Origin of the sequence: Pseudomonas sp. MWU15-20650 (genome assembly GCF_023242475.1) — a bacterium.
Taxonomy (GTDB): domain Bacteria; phylum Pseudomonadota; class Gammaproteobacteria; order Pseudomonadales; family Pseudomonadaceae; genus Aquipseudomonas.
Map to the genome: position 1 here is coordinate 1 of NZ_JALJFG010000023.1, position 24,106 is coordinate 24,106.

Genomic DNA, 24,106 nt, shown 5'->3' on the forward strand with positions numbered 1-24,106 from the left:
TCGTTGCGCGTTAATTAGGGAGAGTCGTGGATGACTGCCGCCGTACCTGCATTGCGCCTTGAAGGCACCATCGGCCTGATCGCACCCGCCGGCCCTGCCGCACTGGATGTTGAAAAGGCAGGGCAATGGATGCGTGCCCGTGGCTATGAGCTGCGGATCTTTCCAGGAGTGTACGAGCGCGACGGCTACCTGGCCGGCAGCGATGATGTGCGCCTGCGTGACCTGCATGCGGCGTTTGCCGACCCCGAGATCGATGCCATCTTCTGCCTGCGTGGTGGTTACGGCTCACCGCGTTTATTGGATCGACTCGATTTCGACCTGATTCGCGCCAATCCCAAACCGTTTGTGGGTTACAGCGATATCACGGCGCTGCACCTTGCCATCAACCGTTACGTCGGTTTCGTGACCTTTCACGGGCCGATGTTCAATGCCGACCTGCTCGGTGACAAGCAGCAGCCCACCGAGTCATCCTTGTTCAGCATGCTGCGGGGCCAACTGAGCACCGGTAGCGTCTTGGCGCACCCGGTGGCTTACCCGTTGACTACGATCGAGCCTGGTATCGCTTGTGGGCGTTTGCTGGGGGGCAACCTGTCGATGATCGCCGCAGTGATGGGCACGCCATACGACATCGATGCCGAAGGCATCATCCTGTTTATCGAAGACGTCAACGAGCCGATCTACCGTATCGACCGTCTGCTGACGCATCTGCGCCTGGCAGGCAAGCTGGCCCAGGTCGCGGGTGTGTTGGTGGGGGATGTGGCAGGGGTGGATAACGCTGTGCTGGAGCGGCTGCTCAAGCAAACCTTCGAGCCTCTGCGCATTCCCGTGTTGTGCGGCTGGCGCAGCGGGCATTGCGATCCGAACCTGACGCTGCCAATGGGCGCAAGGGTGCGCCTGGATGCGGGGGAGCAGCGGGTGGTGTTGGAGCAGGATGTGGTGTTCAAGCCCTGAATTTGTTGGCGTCTGCTGAGCCGCTATCGGGAGCAAGCCCCCTCTCAGATTTGACTGCACGCGCGGTCAAAGTGTGGGAGGGGGCCATAACAGATCTATCAGTTCTGCAGTGACTCGAGCAACTTCACCGTCGGATACCCATCCGCCGGCCACCCCAACGACTGCTGCGCCGCTCGAATCGCCTTGCGCGTGTTGGCGCCGATAATCCCGTCCGGGTTGCCAGCGTCATAACCCTTGGCACTGAGCGCTGTCTGCAGGTCGATACGTTGTGAGCGGCTCAACGGCAGTTCATCTTTTGGCCAGCTTCCCCGAATCACGCCACCGCCAGCAAACCGCTCCGACAGCAGGCCAACGGCCAATGCGTAGGACGATGAGTTGTTGTATTTAAGGATGGCGCGGAAGTTATCCAGCACCAGGAACGCCGGGCCACGGTAGCCGGCCGGCAGCAGCAACGCGGCGGACAGTTGGTCGACGTTGGCCGGCATGCTCGCGCCGGGCGGCAACTGGATACCCAGTTTCAGCCATTCGGCGACGGTCTTGCGGGTGCCACCGTCGGCGAGGGTGTAATCGAAGTTGGCCGGCAGTTGTTTCACTTCCAGGCCCCACGGCTGGCCTCTCTGCCAACCGGAGCTTTGCAGGTAGTGTGCGGTGGAGGCGAGGGCGTCAGCCGGGCTGTTCCAGATGTCACGACGACCATCACCGTCGAAGTCCACGGCATGAGTGTTGTAGGTGGTCGGGATGAACTGGGTCTGGCCCATCGCGCCGGCCCAGGAGCCTTTCATCTGGTCGGCGGAAATATCGCCATGCTGGATGATCTGCAGCGCCGCCAGCAACTGTGCCTGTGCAAATGCAGGGCGACGGCCCTCATAAGCCAGGGTTGCCAGGGAGCGGATCACCGAGTTATTGCCCTGGAACTGGCCAAAGTTGCTTTCCATGCCCCACACCGAGACCAGTGCTTGGCGATCAACGCCATAACGGTCCTCGATGCGTTGCAGGGTATCGGCGTACTTGACCAGCAACGCCTGGCCATTGCGCACGCGCAGCGGCGACAGGGCGCCATCGAGGTATTCCCAAACCGGGCGGGAAAACTCCGGCTGGCTGCGGTCGGCGCGAATCACCGCCATATCAGGGGTGACACCGGCAAAGGCGTTGTCGAAGACGGCAGGTGTGATCCCGGCTTTCAGGGCTTCGGCGCGAAAGCCAGCCATCCATTCGGCAAAGGTCTGGGTAGGTTGGATATCAAGATTGTCCACTGCCAATGGGGCAACCACGGCGGGCGCGACGGCCGGTGCGGTCTGGAGTTTAGGCAGGGGTTGAGCGTCCGCGGCGGTAGGTTTTTCCGCGCAGGCGACGAGCAGAATGAGGCTGGAGGCAGCGATCAATTGGCGAAGGTGCCAACGACGAGAAAGACTAGAGGGCATGCACAGGTCCAGGGATTACAAATCAGGTGCAGACCTTATCATGCCAGAGGGGCGCTTGCCTTCAGGCAGCCAGAAAGTAAGAAGCCTCCCAGCTATTAGACTGGAAGGCTTCGCGGCGGTAGCTGCCTTTGCCCTTGCCGGCGCGTTCCTGACGGCTGCGGAACAGTGGCTGGGCGATGATGGATTTGGCCTTGTTGGGGCCATGCTTGGATGGCTTTTTGCTCATGATCGGTTCTCTCGTCGGATGAAGTGGAGCGGGGCAAATCATCGGCCTATGTAACGGCGCTGTAAAGCCTGAGAATTGTAAACACGATCAACGTGTGGGAAGGGGGGCTTGCCCCCTCCCACATTATTCGGCAGGCAACGCCAGGCGCTGGCCAGCCATCAGCAGTGACAAACGGCTCAGGCTCATCCATGGCGAACCCGCCGCCTGGCCCTTGATCTGTGCATCGATGCGCTGCGCTTCCAGCAACAGCTGCGCCCAGCGTTGCGCCGAGTGCCGTTGCAGGGCTTTGCTCATCAAGGGTTTGCGTTTGTCCCACACCGGTGGCCTGGCTTGGCTGAAACATTTGTCCAGTGGAATGCCTTGGCTGTATTGCAGGGCAATGTTCGCCAGTACCCGCAGTTCTCGGGCCAGGGCCCAGAGAATCACCGGCGGCTCCACACCTTCACCGCGCAGCCCTTCGAGCATGCGCAGGGCGTGGGCGGGTTCACCGTTGAGGATCGCGTCTACCAATCCGAACACATCAAAGCGAGCGCTATCGGCCACGGCGCCTTGTACGGTTTCGACGGTGATCTGCCCGTCTTCGGCCATCAGCTTGAGCTTTTCGATCTCCTGGGCGGCGGCAAGCAGGTTGCCCTCGACCCGGGCGGCGATCAGCTCTACGGCATCTTGTGTCGCCGACAGCCCCGACTGCGACAGGCGTTGGCGAATCCATTGCGGCAACTGACTGCTGTCCACTGGCCAGATCTGGATGAACTGGGTTTGCGGGCCCTCTACCAGTGCCTTGCCCCACTTGGTTTTCTGCGCGCTGCCGTCAAGCTTGGGCAGGCTGACCAGCAAAATCGTGTCTTCGGCAGGTCGCGAGCAGTATTCCATCAAGGCTGCCGCCCCCTTGTCGCCGGGCTTGCCCGACGGCAGGCGCAGTTCCAACAGGCGTTTTTCGGCAAACAGCGACATGCTCGCACCGGCTTGCAACAGCGTGCCCCAGTCGAAACTGGCGTCGGCGCTGAAAACCTGGCGTTCATCGAAACCTTGCTGGCGCGCAGCCGTGCGAATGGCGTCGGCCGCCTCCTGGCAAAGCAACGGGTCATCGCCGCTGACAATGTAGACAGGCGCGAGGCCACCTTGCAGGTGTTTGGCGAGTTGGGCGGGGGCGAGTTTCATAGGCGGGTCGAACGGGGCGCCAGGGGCGCCCCGTCTGGCTTACTCGGCAGGGACTTCAACAGGCGATTGTTTCGGCGTGTTGTTTTCATACTCCTGCGCCGCTTTCAGGGCATCGGCGTCAGCCTTGGCCTTGTTGTCGGCGGTTTGTTGCAGGGCGGCCAGTTTTTCCGGCGTCAGCTGCTGCAGGCGCACCATCAAGCGCTGGATCAGCTCACGACGCATTTCCTTGCGAACCTGGATGGACTCCGAATCCGAACCCACCAGGTTGTTGCCATCGTGGCTCACGATCTTTTGGACCTGGATCTTGTCGCCCATCAATGGCAAATGGTCACGGCCTTGCATTTCGAAGTTGAGCGCGGTGTTCAACTCGATATCGGACGCGCGGCCGGCGCTGGCGTAGCTGATATTACGCTGGGTTTCTTTCTCGTCCACCAGCACCAGCTTGTAGGTCGCGCCGGTGTAGACGTGCACGCCGCTGTTTTCCAGGGTCTGGCGCAGCTGGGTCACGGTATCGCCATAGGCGTCACGGGCGCTGACGTCGAGCTCTTTGAGCGCCAGTTCATTGGTGCCGGTACCGCGCAGCTGGAAGCCGCAAGCGCTTAACAGCACAGCAAGGCCCATAACCAGCAGATTGCGTTTGATCATTTTGTTGCTCCCCTTGAAACCATGCGGGCCTTATCGAGGCCCTAAAGGTTTAGTTCGACGCAGGGCTCGAGCCCTGCGCCCAATCCGATTAGCTCGCGACGATGTTGACCAGTTTACCGGGCACCACGATCACTTTGCGGATCGTCAAGCCTTCGGTAAAGCGCAGCACGTTCTCGTTGATACGGGCCGCCGCTTCGACCTCTTCACGGCTGGCGCTGGCCGGCATGTCGATCTGGCCGCGCAGTTTGCCGTTGACCTGGATCACCAGTTGCAATGTGTCCTGTACCAGGGCGCTGTCATCCTGAACCGGCCAGCGGGCATTAATGACCGCACCGCTGTGGCCCAAGCGGCTCCACAGCTCGTGGCTGATGTGCGGCGTGATCGGAGCCAGCAACAGGGTCACCGTCTCCAGGCCTTCCTGGATCAGGGCACGGTCTTGCTCGGTGGCCTGCGGTGCTTTTTCCAGAACGTTCATCAGCGTCATCACTTGAGCGATCGCGGTGTTGAACTTGTGGTTCTGCCCTACGTCCTGGCCGGCTTGGCGGATGGCCAGGTGGGTGCTGCGGCGAATGGCTTTTTGCTCGTCGTTCAAGGCCGCGACGTCCAGCTTGCCCGGCAAGCCCTGGCTGACATGGGCATGCGCCAGGCGCCAGACACGCTTGAGGAAGCGGTGCGAACCTTCGACACCCGCGTCGGACCATTCCGCGCTCATGTCAGGCGGCGAAGCGAACATCATGAACAGGCGGCAGGTATCGGCACCGAACTGGTCGATCATCGATTGAGGGTCGACGCCGTTGTTCTTCGACTTGGCCATCTTCTCGGTGCCACCGATTTCCACCGGCAGGCCGTCGGATTTCAGTTTGGCGCTGATGACCTTGGCTTTGCTGTCGCGCTCGAGCTCAACGTCGGCTGGGTTGAACCAGGTATAGGCGCCATTGGCCTCGCGGCGATAATACGTGTCGGCGATGACCATGCCCTGGGTCAGCAGGTTCTTGAACGGCTCATCGGAACTCACCAGGCCCTCGTCGCGCATCAGCTTGTGGAAGAAGCGCGCATACAGCAGGTGAAGGATGGCGTGCTCGATACCGCCGATGTACTGGTCCACCGGCAACCAGTGGTCGGCCGCGGATTTCTCGACCAGGCCACCTTCATAGTGTGGCGAGGCGTAACGGGCGTAGTACCACGAGGACTCGACGAAGGTGTCCATGGTGTCGGTTTCACGCTTGGCCGGAGCACCGCATTTCGGGCAGCTGCAGGTGTAGAACTCGGGCATGCGGGCCAATGGCGAACCGGCGCCGTCCGGGACGACATCTTCCGGCAGTACGACGGGCAGCTGCTCTTCCGGCACCGGTACGTCACCGCAGGTGTCGCAGTGGATGATCGGGATCGGGCAGCCCCAGTAACGCTGGCGGCTGATGCCCCAGTCGCGCAGGCGGAACTGGGTGCGTGAGGCACCGAGGTTTTTCTTGATCAGGGCAACTTCGATGGCGTCGAAGGCGCCCTGGAAGTCGAGGCCGTCGAACTCGCCGGAGTTGATCAACTCACCGTGCTCGCCGTAGGCGTCTTGCCACGGGGCCGGGTTGGTGTCGCCCGAGCGGGTGCGTACCACGGATTTGATCGGCAGGCTGTACTTGGTGGCGAATTCAAAATCGCGCTCGTCGTGCGCCGGTACAGCCATGACTGCGCCGTCGCCGTAGTGCATCAGCACGTAGTTGGCGACCCATACCGGCAGTTTCTCGCCGGTCAGTGGGTGCTCGACGAACAGGCCGGTCGGCAGGCCTTTCTTCTCCTGGGTGGCGACGTCGGCTTCAGCCACGCTGCCGCCTTTGCATTCGGCGATGAACGCCGAAAGCTCCGGGTTGTTCTGTGCGGCCTGGGTAGCCAGCGGGTGTTCAGCGGCCACGGCGACATAGGTCGCGCCCATCAGGGTGTCGGGGCGGGTGGTGAAGACTTTGAGTGCGCCCGCTTCGCCAATCGAGTCGACGTTGTACGGGAACTGTACTTCCATGCCCTTGGATTTACCGATCCAGTTGCGCTGCATGGTCTTGACCTGTTCAGGCCAGCCCGGCAGGTCGTCGAGGCTCGACAAGAGTTCATCCGCGTAGGCAGTGATCTTGAAGTAGTACATCGGGATTTCGCGCTTTTCGATCAGCGCGCCGGAACGCCAGCCGCGACCGTCGATGACCTGCTCGTTGGCCAGTACGGTCTGGTCGATCGGGTCCCAGTTCACGGTGCCGCTCTTTTTGTAGATCACCCCTTTTTCGAACAGGCGAGTGAACAGCCATTGTTCCCAGCGGTAGTAGTCCGGCTTGCAGGTGGTCACTTCGCGGGACCAGTCCACCGCCAGGCCCAGGCTGCGCAGCTGGTTCTTCATGTAGGCGATGTTTTCGTAGGTCCACTTGGCGGGCGCTACGTTGTTCTTCATCGCGGCGTTTTCTGCCGGCATGCCGAAGGCGTCCCAACCCATGGGTTGCAGGACGTTCTTGCCGAGCATGCGCTGGTAGCGCGAGATGACGTCGCCGATGGTGTAGTTGCGCACGTGCCCCATGTGTAGCTTGCCGCTGGGGTAAGGGAACATCGATAGGCAGTAGTAAGTCTCCTTGCCTGGCTGTTCACTGACTTCAAAGGACTTTTGCTCGTCCCAGAAGGTTTGGGCGGCATTTTCTATTTCACGGGGCTGATATTGTTCGTGCATGGCTACTTTTGAACTGAATAGGGGTGGCCTAATCCTCTTCGGTGCAATGTTCAGGTTGATCGACACCCAAAAGCGGCGCGTCCGTGCCCAAACCCTGCGGGAAGTGGAGTTACAGGAAGCGCCGTAGCATACATGACCCCACTCTATCGAGGGAAACCCTGATTGCGCAGGCAGGGCCGTCTGTCGCGGCGCCGGGCAGGCGTAGCCACGGGGACTACGCTGTTTATTGGGGAGTGAGTCATATCTTCAATGAGGTGAGGGGATGGTTGAATCGCAGCTGACTTTAACGAAACCGCAGTTATATGAAGGACTGATCGACCGTTTGGGTCGAGCATTGGATGCCGCTAGCACTGCAGGCCGATTGCGTGATGAACGGCCTCTGGAGTTGGAGTTGCGAGGCTTGAGCCAGGCAGAGCTTGAGTTGATCAAGGGCTATCTGGAACTGAATCACCGACGTGCCTCTCGTGGACAGGCTTCCCCGCCGGCCCAGGAGCCCTTGCGTTCGGCCAAGGTCATTTGGCTGAAGGATGTATTTGCCGGTCGCGGCCCTGAAAAACTTCGGGTCGTACGGTGCAAGTGAAGCACAGCGTTATCCGCTAGCCTTCTCGAAATGTGCTGGTAAAGATTGTCGTTAAACCCCGTTGGATCTAGGCTTCGGGCATCTTTGGAGATGCCCGATGCCTTTTCGTTATTTCATTAAACAATTGCTGTTGCCGCCCGGCATTTTTTTGCTGTTGCTGGCGTTTGCCTGGTGGCTTCGCCGCAGTCGCCCGCGCCTGGCCGGGTTCTGTTTTGCCCTGGGCTTGGGAGGGATGTGGCTGATCAGCTTGCCGGTGGTGGTGCAGTGGGGTGCTCACACCCTGGAGACCGAGCCGCCGTTGGCCCGTGAAGACTGGGCAACGCTGGCCCAGCGAGCCGATGCGATTGTGGTGTTGGGTTCTGGGCGTGAGCGCGGCGATCTTGCGTGGGGGACGGACCAGCCCACCGGTATCGGGTTGGAACGTGAGCGTTACGCGGCGCGACTGGCCAAGGCGTCCGGGTTACCGGTGCTGACCACTGGCGGTTTGCACTACGGCACGCCGCCCAGTGAAGCCGAACTGATGGCCGTGTCGATGCAGGACGACTTTGGCGTCACCGTGCGCTGGAAGGAAGAGCGCAGCCGCACGACCTGGGAAAACGCCCAGATGAGCGCCGAGGTGCTATTACCCCAAGGCATCAAGCGTGTAGTGGTGGTGACCCAGGCTTGGCATATGCCGCGTTCGGTCTGGAGCTTTGAGAAAGCCGGCTTCACCGTTGTGCCGGGGCCGGTAGGCTTTTTGGGGGTGGACAACGCCCGTCCGCTGGGCGGCTGGATGCCGGAGTTCAAGTCGGTGTGGCAGAGCGGACAATTGATCAACGAAGCGGTGGGGCAGGTGGGGTATCGGTTGTTTTATCGGTAACACCGCAGGATAAAAATGTGGGAGTGTGTTTTAGAGATCGCGCACGACGCCAAAGCCAATCCAATCCCGCCGGGCAGATCGTGCATGCCTGATGCACGGGATTCCAGTGTGGGAGGGGGCTTGCTCCCGATGGCGGTGGGGCAGTCGCAGAGGTATTGACTGACACTCCCTCATCGGGAGCAAGCCCCCTCCCACATTTTGAGCGAGTGTGTTTTAGAGATCGCGCACGACGCCAAAGCCAATCCAATCCCGCCGGGCAGATCGTGCATGCCTGATGTACGGGATTCCAATGTGGGAGGGGGCTTGCTCCCGATAGCCGTATGTCAGTCAGTACATTTGAGACTGATACGCCGCCATCGGGAGCAAGCCCCCTCCCTCATTTGTTTTGTGTTTGTCCGGTTAGACGGTTTTGGACATCCGGCCAGCCAGCAGCGCCCAGCCAAACAACCCCAGGCACACAATGATCAGCGGCCACGACCGCCATTGCAGGTACGGCGTGAGGTTATGCATCGGCACCACCTCCCCATAGAGGATGCCGCGCTCGAACTGCGGGATCTGCACGGTGATCTGCCCAAACGGGTTGATCAGGCCGGTCACGCCATTGTTAGTGGCGCGGATCATCCAGCGGCCAGCCTCCAGCGCGCGCATTTGCGCCATTTGCAGGTGCTGCAACGGGCCAATGGAGCGGCCGAACCAGGTGTCGTTGCTGATGGTCAGCAGCAGGTCGCTCTGGGCGGACAGGCCGGCGGCGAATTCCGGGTACACCACTTCATAGCAAATGAAGGGGGCAATATGGTAACCCTTGGCCTGCAGCATGGGTTGGTCGGATGGGCCGCGGGCGAAGTCCGACATCGGCAGGTCGAAGAAGGCAATAAGCCCGCGCAGCATGTCTTGCAGCGGTACATATTCGCCAAAGGGCACCAGTTTTTGTTTCAAGTAAGTGCCGTCGCCTTCGCCCAGCACGGTGATGCCATTGAAGTAGCGCTTCTCATGGCGCACTTCCTGGCGAATCGGTACGCCGGTAATCAGTGCGCTGTGCCGGTCGGCGGCAAACTTGCCCATCATGTCCAGGTAGCCTTCGGCGGACTCCTTGAGCACCGGCACTGCGGTTTCCGGCCACACCAGCAAGTCGACGCGCTTGGAACTGAAGCTCATGTCACGGTACAGCGCCAACTGTGCATTGAGCTGTTTGGGGTCCCACTTCATGCTTTGTTCGACGTTGCCCTGGATCGCGGCCACGCTTAGTGGCGCGCCGGAAGGCGAGGTCCAGGCGTGATGCTTGAGGGCCTGGCCGATCGCCCATGGTGCGACCAACAACACCAGGCCCGCGCCGATAAAGCTGTTGCGCTTGCTCGCCAACAGGCGTGGCAGGTTGCACAGCAGTGCGGCGGTCAGGGCCAGGGCGAAGGAAATCAGCCACATGCCGCCCAGCGGCGCGAGGCCGGTCAGCGGGCCGTCGAGTTGGCTGTAGCCGGAATAAAGCCAGGGGAAACCGGTCAGGAACCAGCCACGAAAGGCTTCTTGGCCGACCCATAACGCTGCAAACGTCAGGGCATCGGCCAAGGGCGCTTCATTGCGGCGCAGCCACCGCGCCCATAGCCAGGCGGGCAGGGCGAAGAACCAGGCGATGGCGGCCGTAAACAGCAGCATCAGGAAACCCGCCAGCAGCACCGAAGCGCCGCCGAAGTGGTGGATGCTGTAGTAGATCCAGCTGGTGCCGGCACCAAACAGGCCGAAGCCGAAACACCAGCCACGGCCCAGGGCCTGGCGGGGTGTCAGTTCCCGTAGGCCGATATAGAACAGCCCGACTGCCACCAGCGCAAATGGCCACAGGTCGAACGGCGCCAGCGCCAAGGTAGTGATGGCGCCGGCCACCACGGCCAGCAAGTTACCGGGCCAGCCGGGGCGGGTCAGACGGTACATATCAATCCTTAGCGGGCAATAGGTGTCAAACGGATCAGATGGATACGACGACTATCGGCATTCAGGATACGGAAGCGATACGCGCCGATCTCGGTGGTCTCGTTACGCTTGGGCAAATGCCCGAACGCACTCATCACCAGGCCGCCGACCGTGTCGAACTCATCATCGGAGAATTCGCTGTCGAAGAACTCGTTGAAGTTCTCGATGGGCGTCAGCGCCTTGACCAGGAAATCACCGCTGGGCAGCGGCTTGATGTAGCTGTCTTCTTCGACGTCGTGTTCGTCTTCGATGTCGCCGACGATCTGTTCCAGCACGTCTTCGATGGTCACCAAGCCTGCCACGCCGCCGTATTCGTCGATCACAATAGCCATGTGGTTGTGGTTGGCGCGGAACTCGCGCAGCAGCACATTCAGGCGCTTGGATTCGGGCACGAAGGTGGCCGGGCGCAGCAGATCCTTGATGTTGAAGTTGTCGCCGTTCTCCTTGAGGATCAGCGGCAACAGGTCCTTGGCCAGCAGGACACCCATGACGTCGTCATGGCTTTCACCGATCACCGGGTAGCGCGAGTGCGCCGAGTCGATCACGGCCGGGAGGAATTCCCGTGGGGTCTGGGTCGCCTTGATGCTGATCATCTGCGAACGCGGGACCATGATGTCCCGGACTTGCAGGTCAGCCACCTGGATGGCGCCTTCGACGATGGCCAGCGCTTCGCTGTCCAGCAACTTGTTCTGGTGGGCCTCGCGCAGCAGCTCCAGCAGCTCCTGGCGGTTTTTCGGCTCGTGGGCAAAAGCCTGGGTCAGTTTACCCAGCCATGACTTCTGCCCGTTGCTCGATCGGTCTTCGCTCATAGCGATTACTCTAAATCCTTTGATATGACAGTTGAGTGTTGATCAGTTTTCGTCGTCTGCGTAGGGGTCGCGGTGACCCAATTCTGCAAGCAACGTTCGTTCCAGTGCTTCCATTTCTTCGGCTTCGTCATCGTCTATATGGTCGTAACCCAAGAGATGCAAGCAGCCGTGGATGACCAGATGGGCCCAATGGGCCTCAAGTTCCTTGCCTTGTTCCTTCGCTTCGCGCTCGACCACTTCGACACAGATCACCAGGTCGCCCAGCAAAGGGATATCCAGTAACTCATCCGGTACGTCGGCGGGGAAGGACAGCACGTTGGTCGCGTAATCCTTTTGGCGCCAGGTGTGATTCAGTTCACGGCCTTCGGGCTCGTCTACCAGGCGAATGGTCAGTTCCGAGTCGGCGGTGCGCTGGCGCAGGGCCAGGGCGCACCATTGGCGGAACTGGGCTTCGCTGGGGGCGGGCGCTTCGGTGGCCAGCTGCAGGTCAAGCTCAAGCATCGTGGCGAACGTCCTTGGCCGGTGCGTCGTCGCGATGCTCGAAGCGCTCGTAGGCCTCGACAATGCGCTGTACCAGCGGGTGGCGCACCACGTCCTTGGGCATGAAGTGCGTGAAACTGATGCCCGGCACGTCCTTGAGCACTTCGATCACCTGCGCCAGCCCGGACTTGGTGCCCTTGGGCAGGTCGACCTGGGTGACGTCGCCGGTGATCACGGCGGTGGAGCCAAAGCCGATACGGGTGAGGAACATCTTCATTTGCTCGACGGTGGTGTTCTGGCTTTCGTCGAGGATGATGAAGCTGTTATTGAGCGTACGGCCCCGCATGTAGGCCAGTGGGGCAATCTCGATGACTTGGCGCTCGATCAGCTTGGCCACGTATTCAAAGCCGAGCATCTCATAGAGTGCGTCGTAAAGCGGGCGCAGGTACGGGTCGATCTTCTGGGCCAGGTCGCCGGGCAGGAAGCCGAGTTTCTCGCCGGCCTCGACCGCCGGGCGCACCAGCAGGATGCGCCGCACTTGCTCGCGCTCCAGGGCGTCCACCGCACAGGCCACGGCCAGGTAGGTCTTGCCGGTGCCGGCTGGGCCGATGCCGAAATTGATGTCGTTGCCGAGGATTTCCTTGACGTACTTCTGCTGATTCAAGCCGCGTGGGCGAATCATGCCTTTCTTGGTCCGCAGGGCCACGCTGGCTTCGGCCACCGGGTTATTGGCCAGGTCTTCCACGGCGGATTCCTGCAGGTACAGGTGCACCGTTTCCGGCGACAGCTCACTACCCTTGGTTTCGCGGTAGAGGCGGCGCAGCAGGTTTTCTGCAGACGTGGTGTGCTGGGGTTCACCAATGAGCTCGAACTGATTGCCGCGGTTGCGGATCTCGATGCTCAGGCGTTGTTCGATCAGGCGCAGGTGCTCGTCGAACTGTCCGCACAGGTTGGCGAAACGGCGAGCCTCAAAAGGCTCGAGGAGAAAACGATGGGGTTCTGCTATAGGTGCGTTCAAGGTTGCTTTTAGCCGCCCTTTGGCTGTTGAGGTGAAAGAGAGGATAACGCCAGCCGCCGGTGTGCGAAAGCACTTATATAACCCGAATTCGGCGTAATCCCAGTGTGGGAGGGGGCTTGCTCCCGATAACGGAGTGTCAGGCAGCTTATGTGCTGTAGATGTACCGCTATCGGGAGCAAGCCCCCTCCCACAATGGATCGGTGCTGATCAGGACGTTACGGCAATAACGACCCGCGCAACGAGTGCGGTTGTGCTGCATCGATGTGCACATCGGCGAACTGGCCGATCAGGGTCGGTGTGTCGCAGCGGAAGTTGACGATTCGGTTGTTCTCGGTACGGCCTTGCAGTTCACCCGGGTCCTTTTTCGAGTAGTCGGTCACCAGGATGCGCTGGATCGAGCCGACCATTTGTCGGCTGATCTCGAACCCTTGCTGGTTCAGGCGGTGCTGCAATGCGTTCAAGCGCTCTTTTTTCAGCGCCTCGGGCGTGTCATCCGCCAGGTCGGCGGCTGGGGTGCCCGGGCGTTGGCTGTAGACGAACGAATAAGAGAAGTCGAAACCCACGTCTTCGATCAGCTTCATGGTCTGCTCGAAGTCTTTCTCGGTCTCGCCGGGGAAACCCACGATAAAGTCCGAACTGATGCAAATACCGGGCACTGCCGCGCGCAGTTTGCGCAGCTTGGATTTGTATTCCAGGGCCGTATGGTTGCGCTTCATGGCCGACAGAATGCGGTCCGAACCCGACTGCACGGGCAGATGCAGGTGCTTGACCAGCTCTGGCACTTCGGCGTGGGCCTGGATCAGGCTGTCCGAGAACTCCAGCGGGTGCGAGGTGGTGTAGCGGATGCGCTCGATGCCATCGACGGCGGCGACCACGCGGATCAACTCGGCCAGGTCGGCCAGGCGGCCATCGTGGGTCAGGCCACGGTAGCCGTTGACGTTCTGGCCCAGCAGGGTCACTTCGCGCACACCGTTTTCGGCCAGGTGGATGATTTCCGACAGCACATCATCAAACGGCCGGCTGACTTCTTCGCCACGGGTGTAAGGCACCACGCAGAAGGTGCAGTACTTGCTGCACCCTTCCATCACCGACACATAGGCACTCGGCCCGTCGATGCGTGGCTCGGGCAAATGGTCGAATTTTTCGATTTCCGGGAACGACACGTCCACCTGCGGCAGCTTGGTCATGCGTGCAGCGTCGATCATTTCCGGCAGGCGGTGCAGGGTCTGCGGGCCGAAGACCACGTCGACATACGGCGCGCGGTCGCGGATCGCGGCGCCTTCCTGGCTAGCCACGCAGCCGCCGACGGCGATGACCATCTCCGGGTTGGCCAGTTTCAATTCACGCCAGCGGCCCAGCTGGGAGTACACACGGTCCTGGGCCCGCTCGCGGATCGAGCAGGTATTGAGCAGGATCACGTCGGCATCTTCGGCGCGGGCGGTGACTTCCAGGGCCTGGTGTTCGCCCAGCAGATCGACCATGCGCGAGCTGTCGTACTCGTTCATCTGGCAACCGTGGGTTTCGATGTAAAGCTTCTTGGCCATGGGAATCATCAACTGGTGGTAAAGAACCGCGCATTATAGGGGGCATGCCCATTGGTTCCTAGCGCTGTGCATCGGGTGCCATGCTATAGTTCGCGCCCTCTTTTATATCCCCGATGTGTTGCTCGCCCACCATGACCAAACGTGAAGCTCCAATCTACAAGGTGATTTTCCTTAACCAGGGCCAGGTGTTCGAAATGTACGCCAAGCAGATCTATCAAAGTGATCTGTGGGGCTTCCTGGAAGTGGAAGAGTTCGTCTTTGGCGAGCGCACCCAGTTGGTCGTCGACCCGGGCGAAGAAAAGCTCAAGGCCCAGTTCGAAGGCGTGGTGCGCAGTTTTGTGCCGATGCATTCGATCGTGCGCATCGACGAGGTCGAGCGCCTGGGCACGCCGAAGATCAGCGAAGCCCGTGGCACGAGCAATGTCATGCCGTTTCCGATGCCGATGCCTGAGAAGTGATCTGCAATTAGTTTGTAGGGCGTTTCCGAAACTGCCTTCTCATGGATAGACATTTTGTTTGAAAGATAGCAAATTTTGTTTATTCAGAGAGGGCGCTATGAACACATCAACAATAATAAAGCCTCAAAATTTAAACACTCCTGAATCGCCTCATTAGTTAACGTCGAGTTTCTTATCACGCCGTCATTAACGAACTTATCTGTTCGGGAGTAGCCCTGTGCGCGATCCTCGCTATGACATTCTGTTCGAGCCGGTACAAATAGGCCCGGTCCGTACCCGCAATCGTTTTTATCAAGTACCCCACTGTAATGGCATGGGCCATGTGCATCCCTCGGCCATGGCGCAGATGCGCGGGTTAAAAGCCGAGGGCGGCTGGGGCGTGGTATGCACCGAAGAGTGTGAAATCAGCCCGCTGAGCGAATTTTCTCCGTATATAGAGGCGCGCTTATGGGACGAACGCGACATTCCTGCACTGGCTCGCATGTGTGAGGCGGTCCACCACCACGGTTCGTTGGCCGGCGTCGAGCTGGCATTCAATGGTTACTCTGCGCCGAATCGCTACAGCCGCGAAATTCCCTGGGCACCTTCCAATACGCCGGTGCGCAGTTACGACCCGGTACAGGCCCGTGCCATGAGCCGTGCCGATATCCAGCAATTGCGTGCCCTGCACCGGGCGGCCGCATTGCGTGCGCGGCAGTCGGGTTTTGACATCATCTATGTGTACGCCGGGCATGACTTGAGCCTGCCGTTTCATTTCCTCACGCCCCGTAATAACCGTCGCACCGATGAGTACGGCGGCGTGCTGGAAAATCGCGTGCGTCTGTTGCGCGAATTGATTGAAGACACCCGCGATGCGGTGGGGGATCGCTGCGCCGTGGCGGTACGCCTTGCGGTGGATGAGCAGGTGGCCGGTGGCCTGTGTCGTGAGGGGGAAGGCGCTGAAGTCTTCTCGATGCTGGCGGACTTGCCGGACTTATGGGATGTCAATGTCGCGGATTGGGCCAATGACAGTGTGACGGCGCGCTTTGCCGCCGAAGGGTATCAAGAGGCTTTTCTGTTGGGGTTGAAGGCACTGACCCGCAAGCCCGTGGTGGGCGTTGGGCGCTTTACCTCGCCTGACACCATGGTGTCCTTGGTTCGCCGTGGCGTGTTGGACCTGATTGGCGCGGCCCGTCCTTCGATTGCCGATCCTTTCTTGCCGAAGAAAATTGAGCAAGGTCGCGCGGACGAGATCCGTGAGTGCATTGGCTGCAATGTCTGTGTCAGCGGTGATCACACCAGTACGCCTTTACGCTGTACGCAGAACCCCACCATGGGCGAGGAGTGGCGGCGCGGCTGGCACCCTGAGTCGGTAAAACCTGCGCATCACCCGGGCAGGGCGCTGGTGGTCGGCGCCGGGCCGGCAGGGCTTGAATGTGCGCGGATACTGGGCGCGCGGGGCATGGACGTGGCGCTGGTCGACAGCCAGCGAACGCTCGGCGGGCGCGTGGCACTAGAGTCCCGGCTGCCGGGGCTCGCGAGTTGGGCGCGGGTCATCGACTATCGGCTGGACGCCTTGAGCCGTCTGGCGTCGGTGGAGATTTATCGGGAAAGTCCATTGCAGGCCGAGGATGTGCTGGATTTCGCCGCCGAGCATGTATTCATCGCAACAGGCGCCCATTGGCGGCGGGACGGGTTGGGGCGAGCCTTGCGTCGAGCGCTACCGGGATTGGAGTGCCTGCCCGTCCTGACGCCGGACGATGTAATGGCCGGTGTCGTGCCGCCTTCGCCCGTGCTGTTGTTCGACGACGATCACTATTACATGGGCAGTGTGTTGGCCGAGCGTTTGGTCGCACAGGGGGTGGAGGTGATATTCGTCACCCCGGCGTCGGATGTCGCGGCCTGGACCCATAACACCCTTGAGCAACATCGCATCCAGCGCCGCCTGCTGGAGCTGAACGTCACGATCGTCGCGTCCCATACCCTGGTCCGGGGTATGCCGGAAGGGGTGGTGGCAGGGTGCGTCTATACCGAACGGACACGCTTTCTCCCCGCTGCGTGCTTGTTACTGGTCACTTCCCGAGAGCCCGAGCAGGTGCTGTATCAGGCGTTGACTAACGTCCCCGAACGACTGCACGCGGCCGGCATCGGCACGGTGGCGTTGATCGGCGACTGCGTGGCGCCCGGCACCATTGCCGCAGCTGTGTATTCGGGGCATCGAATAGCACGAGAGTTTGATGCGCCTGAGGGTGAGTTAGTTGTACGTCGAGAAATTCCGTTTATCGAGGTGCAGTAAGTCCCACTGTTTTATCAATAACGAGGAATACAATAATGAAAAAAATAATCCTGATGTTATTCGCCACGTTCTTTTTAAGTGCCCCCCTGTTTGCCAAAGACTATACGGTGATCCGCTTCGCGGCCGACCCCAACTACGCACCGTTTGCCTATAAGGATAAGACGGGCACTTTGACGGGGTTCGAAGTGGATATCGGCAACGCTATCTGCACCCATTTGAATGTTCGCTGCCAATGGGTTGAAAGCGATTTTGACGGGATGATTCCCAGCCTGAATGCCGGCAAGATTGACGCCATTCTGGCCTCAATGACGGTGACTGCCGCACGGCAAAAGGTGATCGATTTCTCCTCGGAGGTGTTTTCCAGCCCCACCGCCATGGTATGGCGCCCCGGCACAGAGCTTTCCAAGGGCATGGCCGTTGGCTATTTGCAGGGCAGTATCCAGGAGGTCTACGCCCGGCAAGTGCTCGCCACGCAGGGCATGAAGGTCGTGGCTTATGCCGATCAGGAGCAGGTCTATGCCGACCTGGTGGCGGGCCGCTTGCACGCCTCACTGCAGGATGCGCAGCAAGCGCAGAGCGGATTTTTGCGCTCAGCCCAAGGAGAGGGTTTTGTCCTGGGGCCGTTGATTGAAAGCGAACTGATGCCATCCAGAAGTGCCATTGGTATCGCCAAGGGCAACGGGGCCTTGAAAGCCCTGCTGGATAAAGGGCTGGCTGCACTGCACGCCGATGGCACCTACGACCGGTTGCAAGAACAGTACTTCCCGGGTGTGAACATGTTCAGCGGCCAATAGTCGCCCTTCAATGGCCTGCGAGGGTGCGAGCATGTTCCCCACCTTTACTCAATTTACCTCTGCCCTGGACGGTTTTGCGCCGCTGTTGTTGCGCGGTGTCTGGGTAACTCTGCAATTGGCGCTGTTGTCGCTGCTGCTGGGGCTGGTCTTCGGCCTGCTCGGTGCCGGTGCCAAGCTTTCCAGGGGCAGGGCTTGGCGTCTTTGCGCGCAGCTCTACACCACGTTGATTCGCGGGGTGCCGGACCTGTTGTTGATGTTATTGATCTTCTACGGGTTGCAAACAGGCTTGAGTCGTCTGACAACCGAACTGGGATGGGCCTACATCGATATCGACCCCTTCAGCGCGGGGGTGCTCACCCTGGGGTTTATCTACGGAGCCTATTTCACTGAGACATTTCGGGGGGCATTGCTCGCTGTGCCCCGGGGGCAGTTCCAAGCCGCCAAAGCCCTTGGCATGACCTTCAGCCAGGGGTTTGTGCACGTGATATTCCCGCAAATGATGCGGTTCGCGCTGCCGGGGTTGGGTAATAACTGGCTGGTCTTGCTCAAGGCCACTGCTTTGGTGTCGATCATCGGCTTGGCGGACTTGGTGAAAGTCGCCCAGGTGGCGGGCAAAAGCAGCCAGCAGTTATTGGCCTTTTTACTGGTGGCGGCGTTGGTCTACCTGCTGCTCAGTAGCGTTTCGAACCTTGTATTGCGCTGGTTGGCGCGCCGCTACGGCGGCGGTGTGCAGGAGTCATGACGATGATCGAGCTGATCCAGGAATATTGGCAGCCATTTATCTATTCTGACGGCCAGCAACTGACCGGCCTGGCCATGACCTTATGGCTGACCAGTGCTTCGCTGTGTCTCGGCCTGCTGTTGGCGCTGCCGCTGTCTATTGCCAGGGCATCTTCTCGGTGTTGGCTGCGTTGGCCGGTGCAAGGTTTTACTTACTTGTTTCGCGGTACGCCGTTGTATATCCAGTTGCTGATCTTCTACACCGGTATCTACAGCATTGCCGCGGTGCGTGAACAACCCTTGCTGGATGGTTTTTTCCGTGAGGCGCTGAACTGCACACTATTGGCGTTCGCCCTGAATACCGGGGCCTACACTACGGAAATACTGGCGGGCGCGATTCGCGCGATGCCCCGCGGTGAAATCGAGGCCGCTCGGTCCCTGGGGTTCGACGGTTGGAAGTTGTATGTCCACCTGATCATGCCCTCGGTCTTGCGTCGCTCATTGCCCTACTACAGCAATGAAGTGATTTTCATGCTGCATTCCACCACGTTGGCGTTCACGGCCACGGTACCGGACATCCTCAAAGTCGCACGGGATGCCAACGCCGCGACCTTCCTGACCTTCCAATCATTCGGCTTCGCGGCACTCCTTTACCTCTGTATTACCTTTGCCCTGGTCGGCCTGTTTCGCCTGGCCGAGCGGCGTTGGCTCCGTTTTCTTGATGCTGGCCGATAGGAGGCTGATATGCAGACGCACGTGCATGAGTTGTTGGCGGTTGTGCCGGGGACGACGCGGCAGATACATAGCTTTCATTACGGCCCGGCCCATGCGGCGAGCAAGGTTTATATCCAGGCGTCCCTGCACGCCGATGAGCTGCCGGGGATGCTGGTTTTATGGCATCTGAAGCAGCGACTGGCACACCTGGAGTCGGTAGGGCTACTGCGATGGCGGGTTGTGCTGGTGCCGGTAGCCAACCCGCTGGGCTTGGAGCAGATATTGATGGATGTGCCGCAGGGGCGTTTCGATAACGACAGTCGGGAGAACTTCAATCGTTTTTTCCTCGACGTCAGCCAGCAGGTTGGCGATCGCGTCCAAGACGTATTGGCCGATGACCCTGCTAACAACCTGCAACTGATTCGCTCGACCCTGCTGCAAACGCTGGCCGGCCAGGTTCCGGCGACGCAGCTGCAATCCCTGCGGTTGATCTTGCAAACGCTGGCCTGTGACGCCGATATGGTGCTGGACCTCCATTGTGATTTCGAGGCCGTGCAACACCTGTACCTTTCGCCGGACTATTGGCCACAGGTAGAACCTTTGGCGCGCTACTTGGGCGCCAGAGCCTGCTTTTTGGCAAGAGAGGCGGGAGGCCGATCGTTTGATGAGTGCTTTACGCTGTTCTGGGCGCAAATGGAATCACGGTTTGCCGGCCGCTTTTCACCGTCGTGCTTCGCGGTGACCGTTGAGTTACGCGGAGTCGCCGATGTGGGGCACGACCTGGCTCGGCGGGACTGTCAGGCGTTGCTTGATTACCTGTCTCACGTCGGCGCCATCGATAGCCTCGCACCGCCTTTGCCACCGTTACTCGCGCCGCCGACTCCGTTGGCAGGTGTGGAGCCAGTCGTGAGTCCGATGGGAGGCTTGATCGTATTTTGTGTGCAGGTGGGTGATTACCTGGAGGCCGGGACAGTTGTCGCCGAGATCATCGACCCCGTGACCGACCGTGTGATGCCGGTGACCTGTGCTCGAGAAGGGCTGCTGTATGTGCGGTCACTGCGGCGCATGGCAACTGCGGGTATGACCATTGCCCATGTCGCGGGCTTGCAGGCGTATCGGCAAGGCTACCTGTTGTCACCCTGAGGGAGGACGGGATCAGGCAGCGGTGAGAACGGCGAGCGCCCATCGGCACTCTGCAGTTCCAGCAGATAGTTGCGGAAGATTTGCCCCAGCACTTGGGTGGCCACTTCCAGTTCATCGCGCTGCATGTGCTCGGCGACTTCGTCGGCGGTGTCCAGCGCGTCTTCGGCGCCGTTGACGGCCGCCATTTTCAGCACGATGTACGCCTGGACGTTATTGGCCGGTACGCCTTCGCCGTGGAAGAACATGTTGCCCAACTGGAACTGCGCCTGGGCGTGGCCTTGCAACGAGGCTTTTTCGAAGTAGCTCAAGGCCAGGTTGAGGTCGCGGGCAGGGTTTTTGCTGTCGTGGTAGTACTCACCCAACTCGTATTGCGCCTGCGCATTCCCGCTCTCGGCCTGTTTCTGGCACGCGCTCAAGGCTTCGGCCTGGCTGTCTGGCTGGGTATTGAGGGTGCAACGACCCATCGCTGGGATTAACAACGAGTTGCCGCCTGCTTGGGCATGTGCCAGCAGCGGCTGAAGGAGCAACAGGCAGCCCAGAACCAGGGTGCGGCCGGTGCGTTTCATGGGAATCGACTTACCTCTGACGGGGCGCGCGGACCCTCGGGGAGTCCAATAAGCGCGCATTATGAAATAAGCAGGCCCCTGCTTACAAAGTCTTTACTCGTTTTTCTGCTGCGTGGGCAGGTTATCTGCCGGATTGCAGAAGAATTCTCTGAAAATGTAGGAAATCTCTGTGGGCAAGGTAGCAAATCTGACGCTGCCCAGGGCAACGCCAGAGGGTTGCCGTCACTTATTTCAGGGCCGCGAAAGCGCGCTCGGCAGCATCCAGGGTCAGTTTCAGCTCGGCTTCGCCATGGGCGATCGACGTAAAGCCAGCCTCAAAAGCACTCGGCGCCAGGTACACGCCACCTTCGAGCATCAGGTGGAAGAAGCGCTTGAACAGGTTGGCATCGCTGCCCATCACATCATCAAAGGTGACGATATCGTCGGCGCCGCTGAAGTACAGGCCGAACATGCCACCGGCTTGGGTCGTGACAAACGGAATGCCGGCCGCATCGGCACGCTGTTGCAGGCCGTCCAGCAGGCGCGTGGTGTAGTCGGTCAGCTCGGCGTGGAAGCCCGGGCGGCTGATCAGGCGCAGGGTGGTCAAGCCGGCCGCCATCGCCAGCGGGTTACCGGACAATGTGCCGGCCTGGTACACCGGGCCCAGCGGTGCAATGTGCTGCATGATTTCGCGTTTGCCGCCAAAGCAGCCCACCGGCATGCCACCGCCGATGATTTTGCCGAAGGTGCTCAGGTCCGGTGTAACGCCGTAGTAAGCCTGGGCGCCACCCAGGGCAACACGGAAGCCGGTCATCACTTCGTCGAAGATCAGCACCACGCCGTGCTTGTCGCACTGCTCGCGCAGACCTTCGAGGAAACCCGGGGCCGGTGGTACGCAGTTCATGTTGCCGGCCACCGGCTCGACGATGATGCACGCCACGTCCTGGCCCACTTCATTGAGCATCTGCTCGACGGCGGCGATGTCGTTGAATGGCAGGGTCAAGGTGTGTTTGGCGAACGCCGCCGGTACGCCGGCCGAGCTCGGTACGCCCTGGGTCAGCAGGCCGGAACCGGCTTTCACCAGCAGGCTGTCGGAGTGGCCGTGGTAGCAGCCTTCGAACTTGATGATGCTGTCGCGGCCAGTGAAACCACGGGCCAGACGGATCGCGCTCATGGTGGCTTCGGTGCCGGAGCTGACCATGCGCACCATTTCCATCGATGGCACGATGCTGCACACCAGGTCAGCCATCTCGGTTTCCATGGCCGTCGGGGCACCGTAGGACAGGCCGTGTTGCAATTGCTGGCGCACCGCGTCCAGCACGTCCGGGTGGCTGTGGCCGAGGATCATCGGGCCCCAGGAGCCAACGTAGTCAACGTAGCGCTTGTCATCTTCGTCGATGACGTAGGCACCTTCGGCGTGCTTGAAGAACAACGGTGTACCGCCCACGCTCTTGAACGCACGCACGGGGGAGTTCACACCGCCGGGGATGTGTTTCTGGGCACTGGCAAACAGCGTTTCGGAACGGGACATGAGCGGGCTCTCTAAACTGAACATTTAAGAAGATCGTTGAAGGCGCGGGCACGGCGCGTGACTTCCTGGGCGCTGTCGGCACCGAACAGGCCGTGCACCACCGCCAGCAGGTCGGCGCCGTGGGCCACCAACGGCTCGGCGTTTTCCAGGGTGATGCCACCGATCACACAGATTGGCAACGGCAAGCGCGCGCGGGCCTGGGCCAGCATCTCGACGGTGGCGGCGGGTGCGCCAGGCTTGGTGTTGGAGTTGAAGAAGCGGCCGAAGGCGACGTAGCTGGCGCCTTCCTTCGCGGCTTGCTCGGCCAGCTCGATCTGGCTGTGGCAGGTGGCGCCGATGATCGCCTTGGAGCCGAGCAACGCACGCGCCGGGGTCAGCGGGCCGTCGGTCTGGCCCAGGTGTACGCCGACGCCGAGCCGCGCGGCCAATTCGGCATCGTCGTTGATAATCAGCTGGGTCTTGTAGCGCGAGCACAGTTCCCGCAGCTTTTCGGCTTCACGCAGGCGGCGCGCGTCGTCGCTGCTTTTGTCACGGTACTGCAACAGGGTCACACCGCCGTCCAACGCCGCCTCGACGTAGGCGAGGAATTTGCCAGCCAGGAGTTGGCTGTCGGTGATGGCGTAAAGGCCACGTAGTTTCATCGGGCAGGTCCCTTGATGTGACAAGCAGGGTTTACGAGCAGAAATCCAACGGCAGCCGGCGTGGCACGAACTGGCCCTGACCGAGTTGTTCGGCGTCACGCAGGGTGCGCCAAGTGTAGTTGAGGGCAGACTGCACGGCGCTGGCCAAGCCTTCGCCCTGGGCGATCCGGCCGGCCAATGCGCTGGCCAGGGTGCACCCCGAGCCGTGATAACTGCCGGGCAACCGTTGGCAGGTATAGGTCTGGCGCGTGCCGTCGCGGCTGTACAGGCGGTTGTGCACTTCGTGTTCGTCGCCATGGCCGCCGGTAATCAGCAGGTGCTTGATATAGGGCAGCAGCTTCTCGGCGCATTCGTCCGCCGTGCCGTTGGGCAATTCGGCCAGGATGCGGGCTTCAGGCAGGTTGGGCGTCGCGATCAGTGACAGCGGCAACAAGCGCTCACGCATCGCATAGCCGACTTCGTCCTTGCCCAGGCTACCGCCGCCGCCGGCGCGCAGCACCGGGTCGCAGACGACGGGCAAGTGCGGGTGCGCCTGCAGCAGTTCGACCACGGTGTCGACCATCGCGGTGGAGCCAAGCATGCCCAGCTTGACCGCTGCGACCTCGGAGTCGCTGAGCACGGCATTGGCCTGGGCCAGTACCCACTCACGGTCGAGCACGCGGAAGTCACTGACATTGACGGTGTTCTGCACAGTCAGTGCGGTGACGGCCGGAGCGGCGTGGCAGCCCTGGGCGAGCAGGGCTTCGATATCTGCCTGCAAGCCGGCGCCACCACTGGGATCATGGCCGGAGAGACAGAGGACAACGGGGCGAGAGCTGTAGATATTCATGGTGCGCGAGCTTACCACCAAACGCTTTTTGCGTGGCCGTCTGGCGATGGTTGAATTTTGCCGCAGTCATGGCGTTTTTTGGGCGGAGAATGGATCGATGAAAGC

At 60.7% G+C, this 24,106-nt stretch carries 23 protein-coding genes; 9 read left to right on the forward strand and 14 right to left on the reverse strand.

Annotation, left to right across the window (positions count from 1 at the left end; all coding sequences use genetic code 11):
- Positions 1 to 30 precede the first annotated feature (30 nt).
- Entirely contained in the window at positions 31 to 951 is a 921-nt protein-coding gene (locus tag M5B43_RS17480; RefSeq protein WP_248751261.1) for an LD-carboxypeptidase, read from the forward strand.
- Positions 952 to 1,049: 98 nt separating this feature from the next.
- Here the strand turns inward: M5B43_RS17480 and M5B43_RS17485 are convergent, their stop codons facing one another.
- From M5B43_RS17485 to leuS, 5 genes are all read right to left on the reverse strand, one after another.
- On the reverse strand, positions 1,050 to 2,372 hold the full coding sequence (locus tag M5B43_RS17485) for a lytic murein transglycosylase (RefSeq protein ID WP_248751262.1): 1,323 nt from the start codon (positions 2,370 to 2,372) through the stop codon (positions 1,050 to 1,052).
- Between the two features lie 61 nt (positions 2,373 to 2,433).
- Complete coding sequence (arfA, locus tag M5B43_RS17490) at positions 2,434 to 2,598, reverse strand: alternative ribosome rescue factor ArfA (RefSeq protein WP_003176285.1); 165 nt, start codon at positions 2,596 to 2,598, stop codon at positions 2,434 to 2,436.
- A gap of 123 nt (positions 2,599 to 2,721) precedes the next feature.
- Positions 2,722 to 3,759, reverse strand: coding sequence for a DNA polymerase III subunit delta (holA, locus tag M5B43_RS17495; protein ID WP_248751263.1), 1,038 nt, complete (start codon positions 3,757 to 3,759; stop codon positions 2,722 to 2,724).
- A gap of 39 nt (positions 3,760 to 3,798) precedes the next feature.
- Entirely contained in the window at positions 3,799 to 4,404 is a 606-nt protein-coding gene (gene lptE / locus M5B43_RS17500; protein ID WP_248751264.1) for an LPS assembly lipoprotein LptE, read from the reverse strand.
- Positions 4,405 to 4,492: 88 nt separating this feature from the next.
- Positions 4,493 to 7,099, reverse strand: coding sequence for a leucine--tRNA ligase (leuS, locus tag M5B43_RS17505; RefSeq protein WP_248751265.1), 2,607 nt, complete (start codon positions 7,097 to 7,099; stop codon positions 4,493 to 4,495).
- Positions 7,100 to 7,361: 262 nt separating this feature from the next.
- On the opposite strand from leuS, the gene M5B43_RS17510 reads away from it, so the two are divergent.
- Together M5B43_RS17510 and M5B43_RS17515 are read left to right on the forward strand one after the other, a co-directional pair.
- Positions 7,362 to 7,679 carry a hypothetical protein gene (locus M5B43_RS17510; RefSeq protein WP_248751266.1) on the forward strand — a complete coding sequence of 106 codons (318 nt, stop codon included), beginning with the start codon at positions 7,362 to 7,364 and terminating at the stop codon, positions 7,677 to 7,679.
- 97 nt (positions 7,680 to 7,776) lie between these two features.
- On the forward strand, positions 7,777 to 8,538 hold the full coding sequence (locus M5B43_RS17515) for a YdcF family protein (protein WP_248751267.1): 762 nt from the start codon (positions 7,777 to 7,779) through the stop codon (positions 8,536 to 8,538).
- Between the two features lie 399 nt (positions 8,539 to 8,937).
- Here the strand turns inward: M5B43_RS17515 and lnt are convergent, their stop codons facing one another.
- The 5 genes from lnt to miaB form a co-directional block, all read right to left on the reverse strand.
- Positions 8,938 to 10,461 carry an apolipoprotein N-acyltransferase gene (lnt, locus tag M5B43_RS17520; RefSeq protein ID WP_248751268.1) on the reverse strand — a complete coding sequence of 508 codons (1,524 nt, stop codon included), beginning with the start codon at positions 10,459 to 10,461 and terminating at the stop codon, positions 8,938 to 8,940.
- Between the two features lie 8 nt (positions 10,462 to 10,469).
- Positions 10,470 to 11,309 (reverse strand): HlyC/CorC family transporter, encoded by an 840-nt coding sequence (locus M5B43_RS17525; protein WP_015373027.1) that lies wholly within the window; start codon positions 11,307 to 11,309, stop codon positions 10,470 to 10,472.
- Between the two features lie 42 nt (positions 11,310 to 11,351).
- Positions 11,352 to 11,810 carry an rRNA maturation RNase YbeY gene (gene ybeY, locus M5B43_RS17530; RefSeq protein WP_248751269.1) on the reverse strand — a complete coding sequence of 153 codons (459 nt, stop codon included), beginning with the start codon at positions 11,808 to 11,810 and terminating at the stop codon, positions 11,352 to 11,354.
- Entirely contained in the window at positions 11,803 to 12,807 is a 1,005-nt protein-coding gene (locus M5B43_RS17535) for a PhoH family protein (RefSeq protein ID WP_248751270.1), read from the reverse strand. Before M5B43_RS17535 ends, ybeY begins: the two co-directional genes overlap by 8 nt.
- Positions 12,808 to 13,022: 215 nt before the next feature.
- Entirely contained in the window at positions 13,023 to 14,351 is a 1,329-nt protein-coding gene (miaB, locus tag M5B43_RS17540; protein WP_248751271.1) for a tRNA (N6-isopentenyl adenosine(37)-C2)-methylthiotransferase MiaB, read from the reverse strand.
- Between the two features lie 131 nt (positions 14,352 to 14,482).
- Here miaB and M5B43_RS17545 point away from each other — a divergent pair, with 131 nt between their 5' ends.
- The 6 genes from M5B43_RS17545 to M5B43_RS17570 all read left to right on the forward strand — a co-directional run bounded on the left by M5B43_RS17545 (position 14,483) and on the right by M5B43_RS17570 (position 20,455).
- A complete protein-coding gene (locus M5B43_RS17545; protein WP_003194436.1) occupies positions 14,483 to 14,809 on the forward strand; it encodes a DUF1820 family protein in 327 nt (108 codons plus the stop codon).
- A 217-nt stretch (positions 14,810 to 15,026) separates the two neighbouring features.
- Positions 15,027 to 17,084 carry an FAD-dependent oxidoreductase gene (locus M5B43_RS17550; protein WP_248751272.1) on the forward strand — a complete coding sequence of 686 codons (2,058 nt, stop codon included), beginning with the start codon at positions 15,027 to 15,029 and terminating at the stop codon, positions 17,082 to 17,084.
- Between the two features lie 35 nt (positions 17,085 to 17,119).
- Positions 17,120 to 17,878 carry a transporter substrate-binding domain-containing protein gene (locus tag M5B43_RS17555; RefSeq protein ID WP_248751273.1) on the forward strand — a complete coding sequence of 253 codons (759 nt, stop codon included), beginning with the start codon at positions 17,120 to 17,122 and terminating at the stop codon, positions 17,876 to 17,878.
- A 31-nt stretch (positions 17,879 to 17,909) separates the two neighbouring features.
- The gene (locus M5B43_RS17560) at positions 17,910 to 18,620 is read left to right on the forward strand and encodes an ABC transporter permease subunit (RefSeq protein ID WP_248751274.1); all 711 of its coding nucleotides are present in this window, start codon (positions 17,910 to 17,912) and stop codon (positions 18,618 to 18,620) included.
- A 2-nt stretch (positions 18,621 to 18,622) separates the two neighbouring features.
- A complete protein-coding gene (locus M5B43_RS17565) occupies positions 18,623 to 19,333 on the forward strand; it encodes an ABC transporter permease (protein WP_248751275.1) in 711 nt (236 codons plus the stop codon).
- 9 nt (positions 19,334 to 19,342) lie between these two features.
- Positions 19,343 to 20,455, forward strand: coding sequence for a succinylglutamate desuccinylase/aspartoacylase family protein (locus M5B43_RS17570; RefSeq protein ID WP_248751276.1), 1,113 nt, complete (start codon positions 19,343 to 19,345; stop codon positions 20,453 to 20,455).
- On the opposite strand, the gene M5B43_RS17575 is transcribed toward M5B43_RS17570, so the two are convergent.
- The 4 genes from M5B43_RS17575 to M5B43_RS17590 all read right to left on the reverse strand — a co-directional run bounded on the left by M5B43_RS17575 (position 20,437) and on the right by M5B43_RS17590 (position 24,001).
- On the reverse strand, positions 20,437 to 21,021 hold the full coding sequence (locus M5B43_RS17575; RefSeq protein WP_248751277.1) for a tetratricopeptide repeat protein: 585 nt from the start codon (positions 21,019 to 21,021) through the stop codon (positions 20,437 to 20,439). The genes M5B43_RS17570 and M5B43_RS17575 overlap by 19 nt on opposite strands.
- Positions 21,022 to 21,247: 226 nt before the next feature.
- Positions 21,248 to 22,531: a glutamate-1-semialdehyde 2,1-aminomutase gene (gene hemL, locus M5B43_RS17580; RefSeq protein WP_248751278.1), complete on the reverse strand. Its 1,284-nt coding sequence runs from the start codon at positions 22,529 to 22,531 to the stop codon at positions 21,248 to 21,250.
- 11 nt (positions 22,532 to 22,542) lie between these two features.
- Positions 22,543 to 23,172: a thiamine phosphate synthase gene (thiE, locus tag M5B43_RS17585; protein WP_248751279.1), complete on the reverse strand. Its 630-nt coding sequence runs from the start codon at positions 23,170 to 23,172 to the stop codon at positions 22,543 to 22,545.
- 31 nt (positions 23,173 to 23,203) lie between these two features.
- A complete protein-coding gene (locus tag M5B43_RS17590; RefSeq protein WP_248751280.1) occupies positions 23,204 to 24,001 on the reverse strand; it encodes a hydroxymethylpyrimidine/phosphomethylpyrimidine kinase in 798 nt (265 codons plus the stop codon).
- Positions 24,002 to 24,106 lie beyond the last annotated feature (105 nt).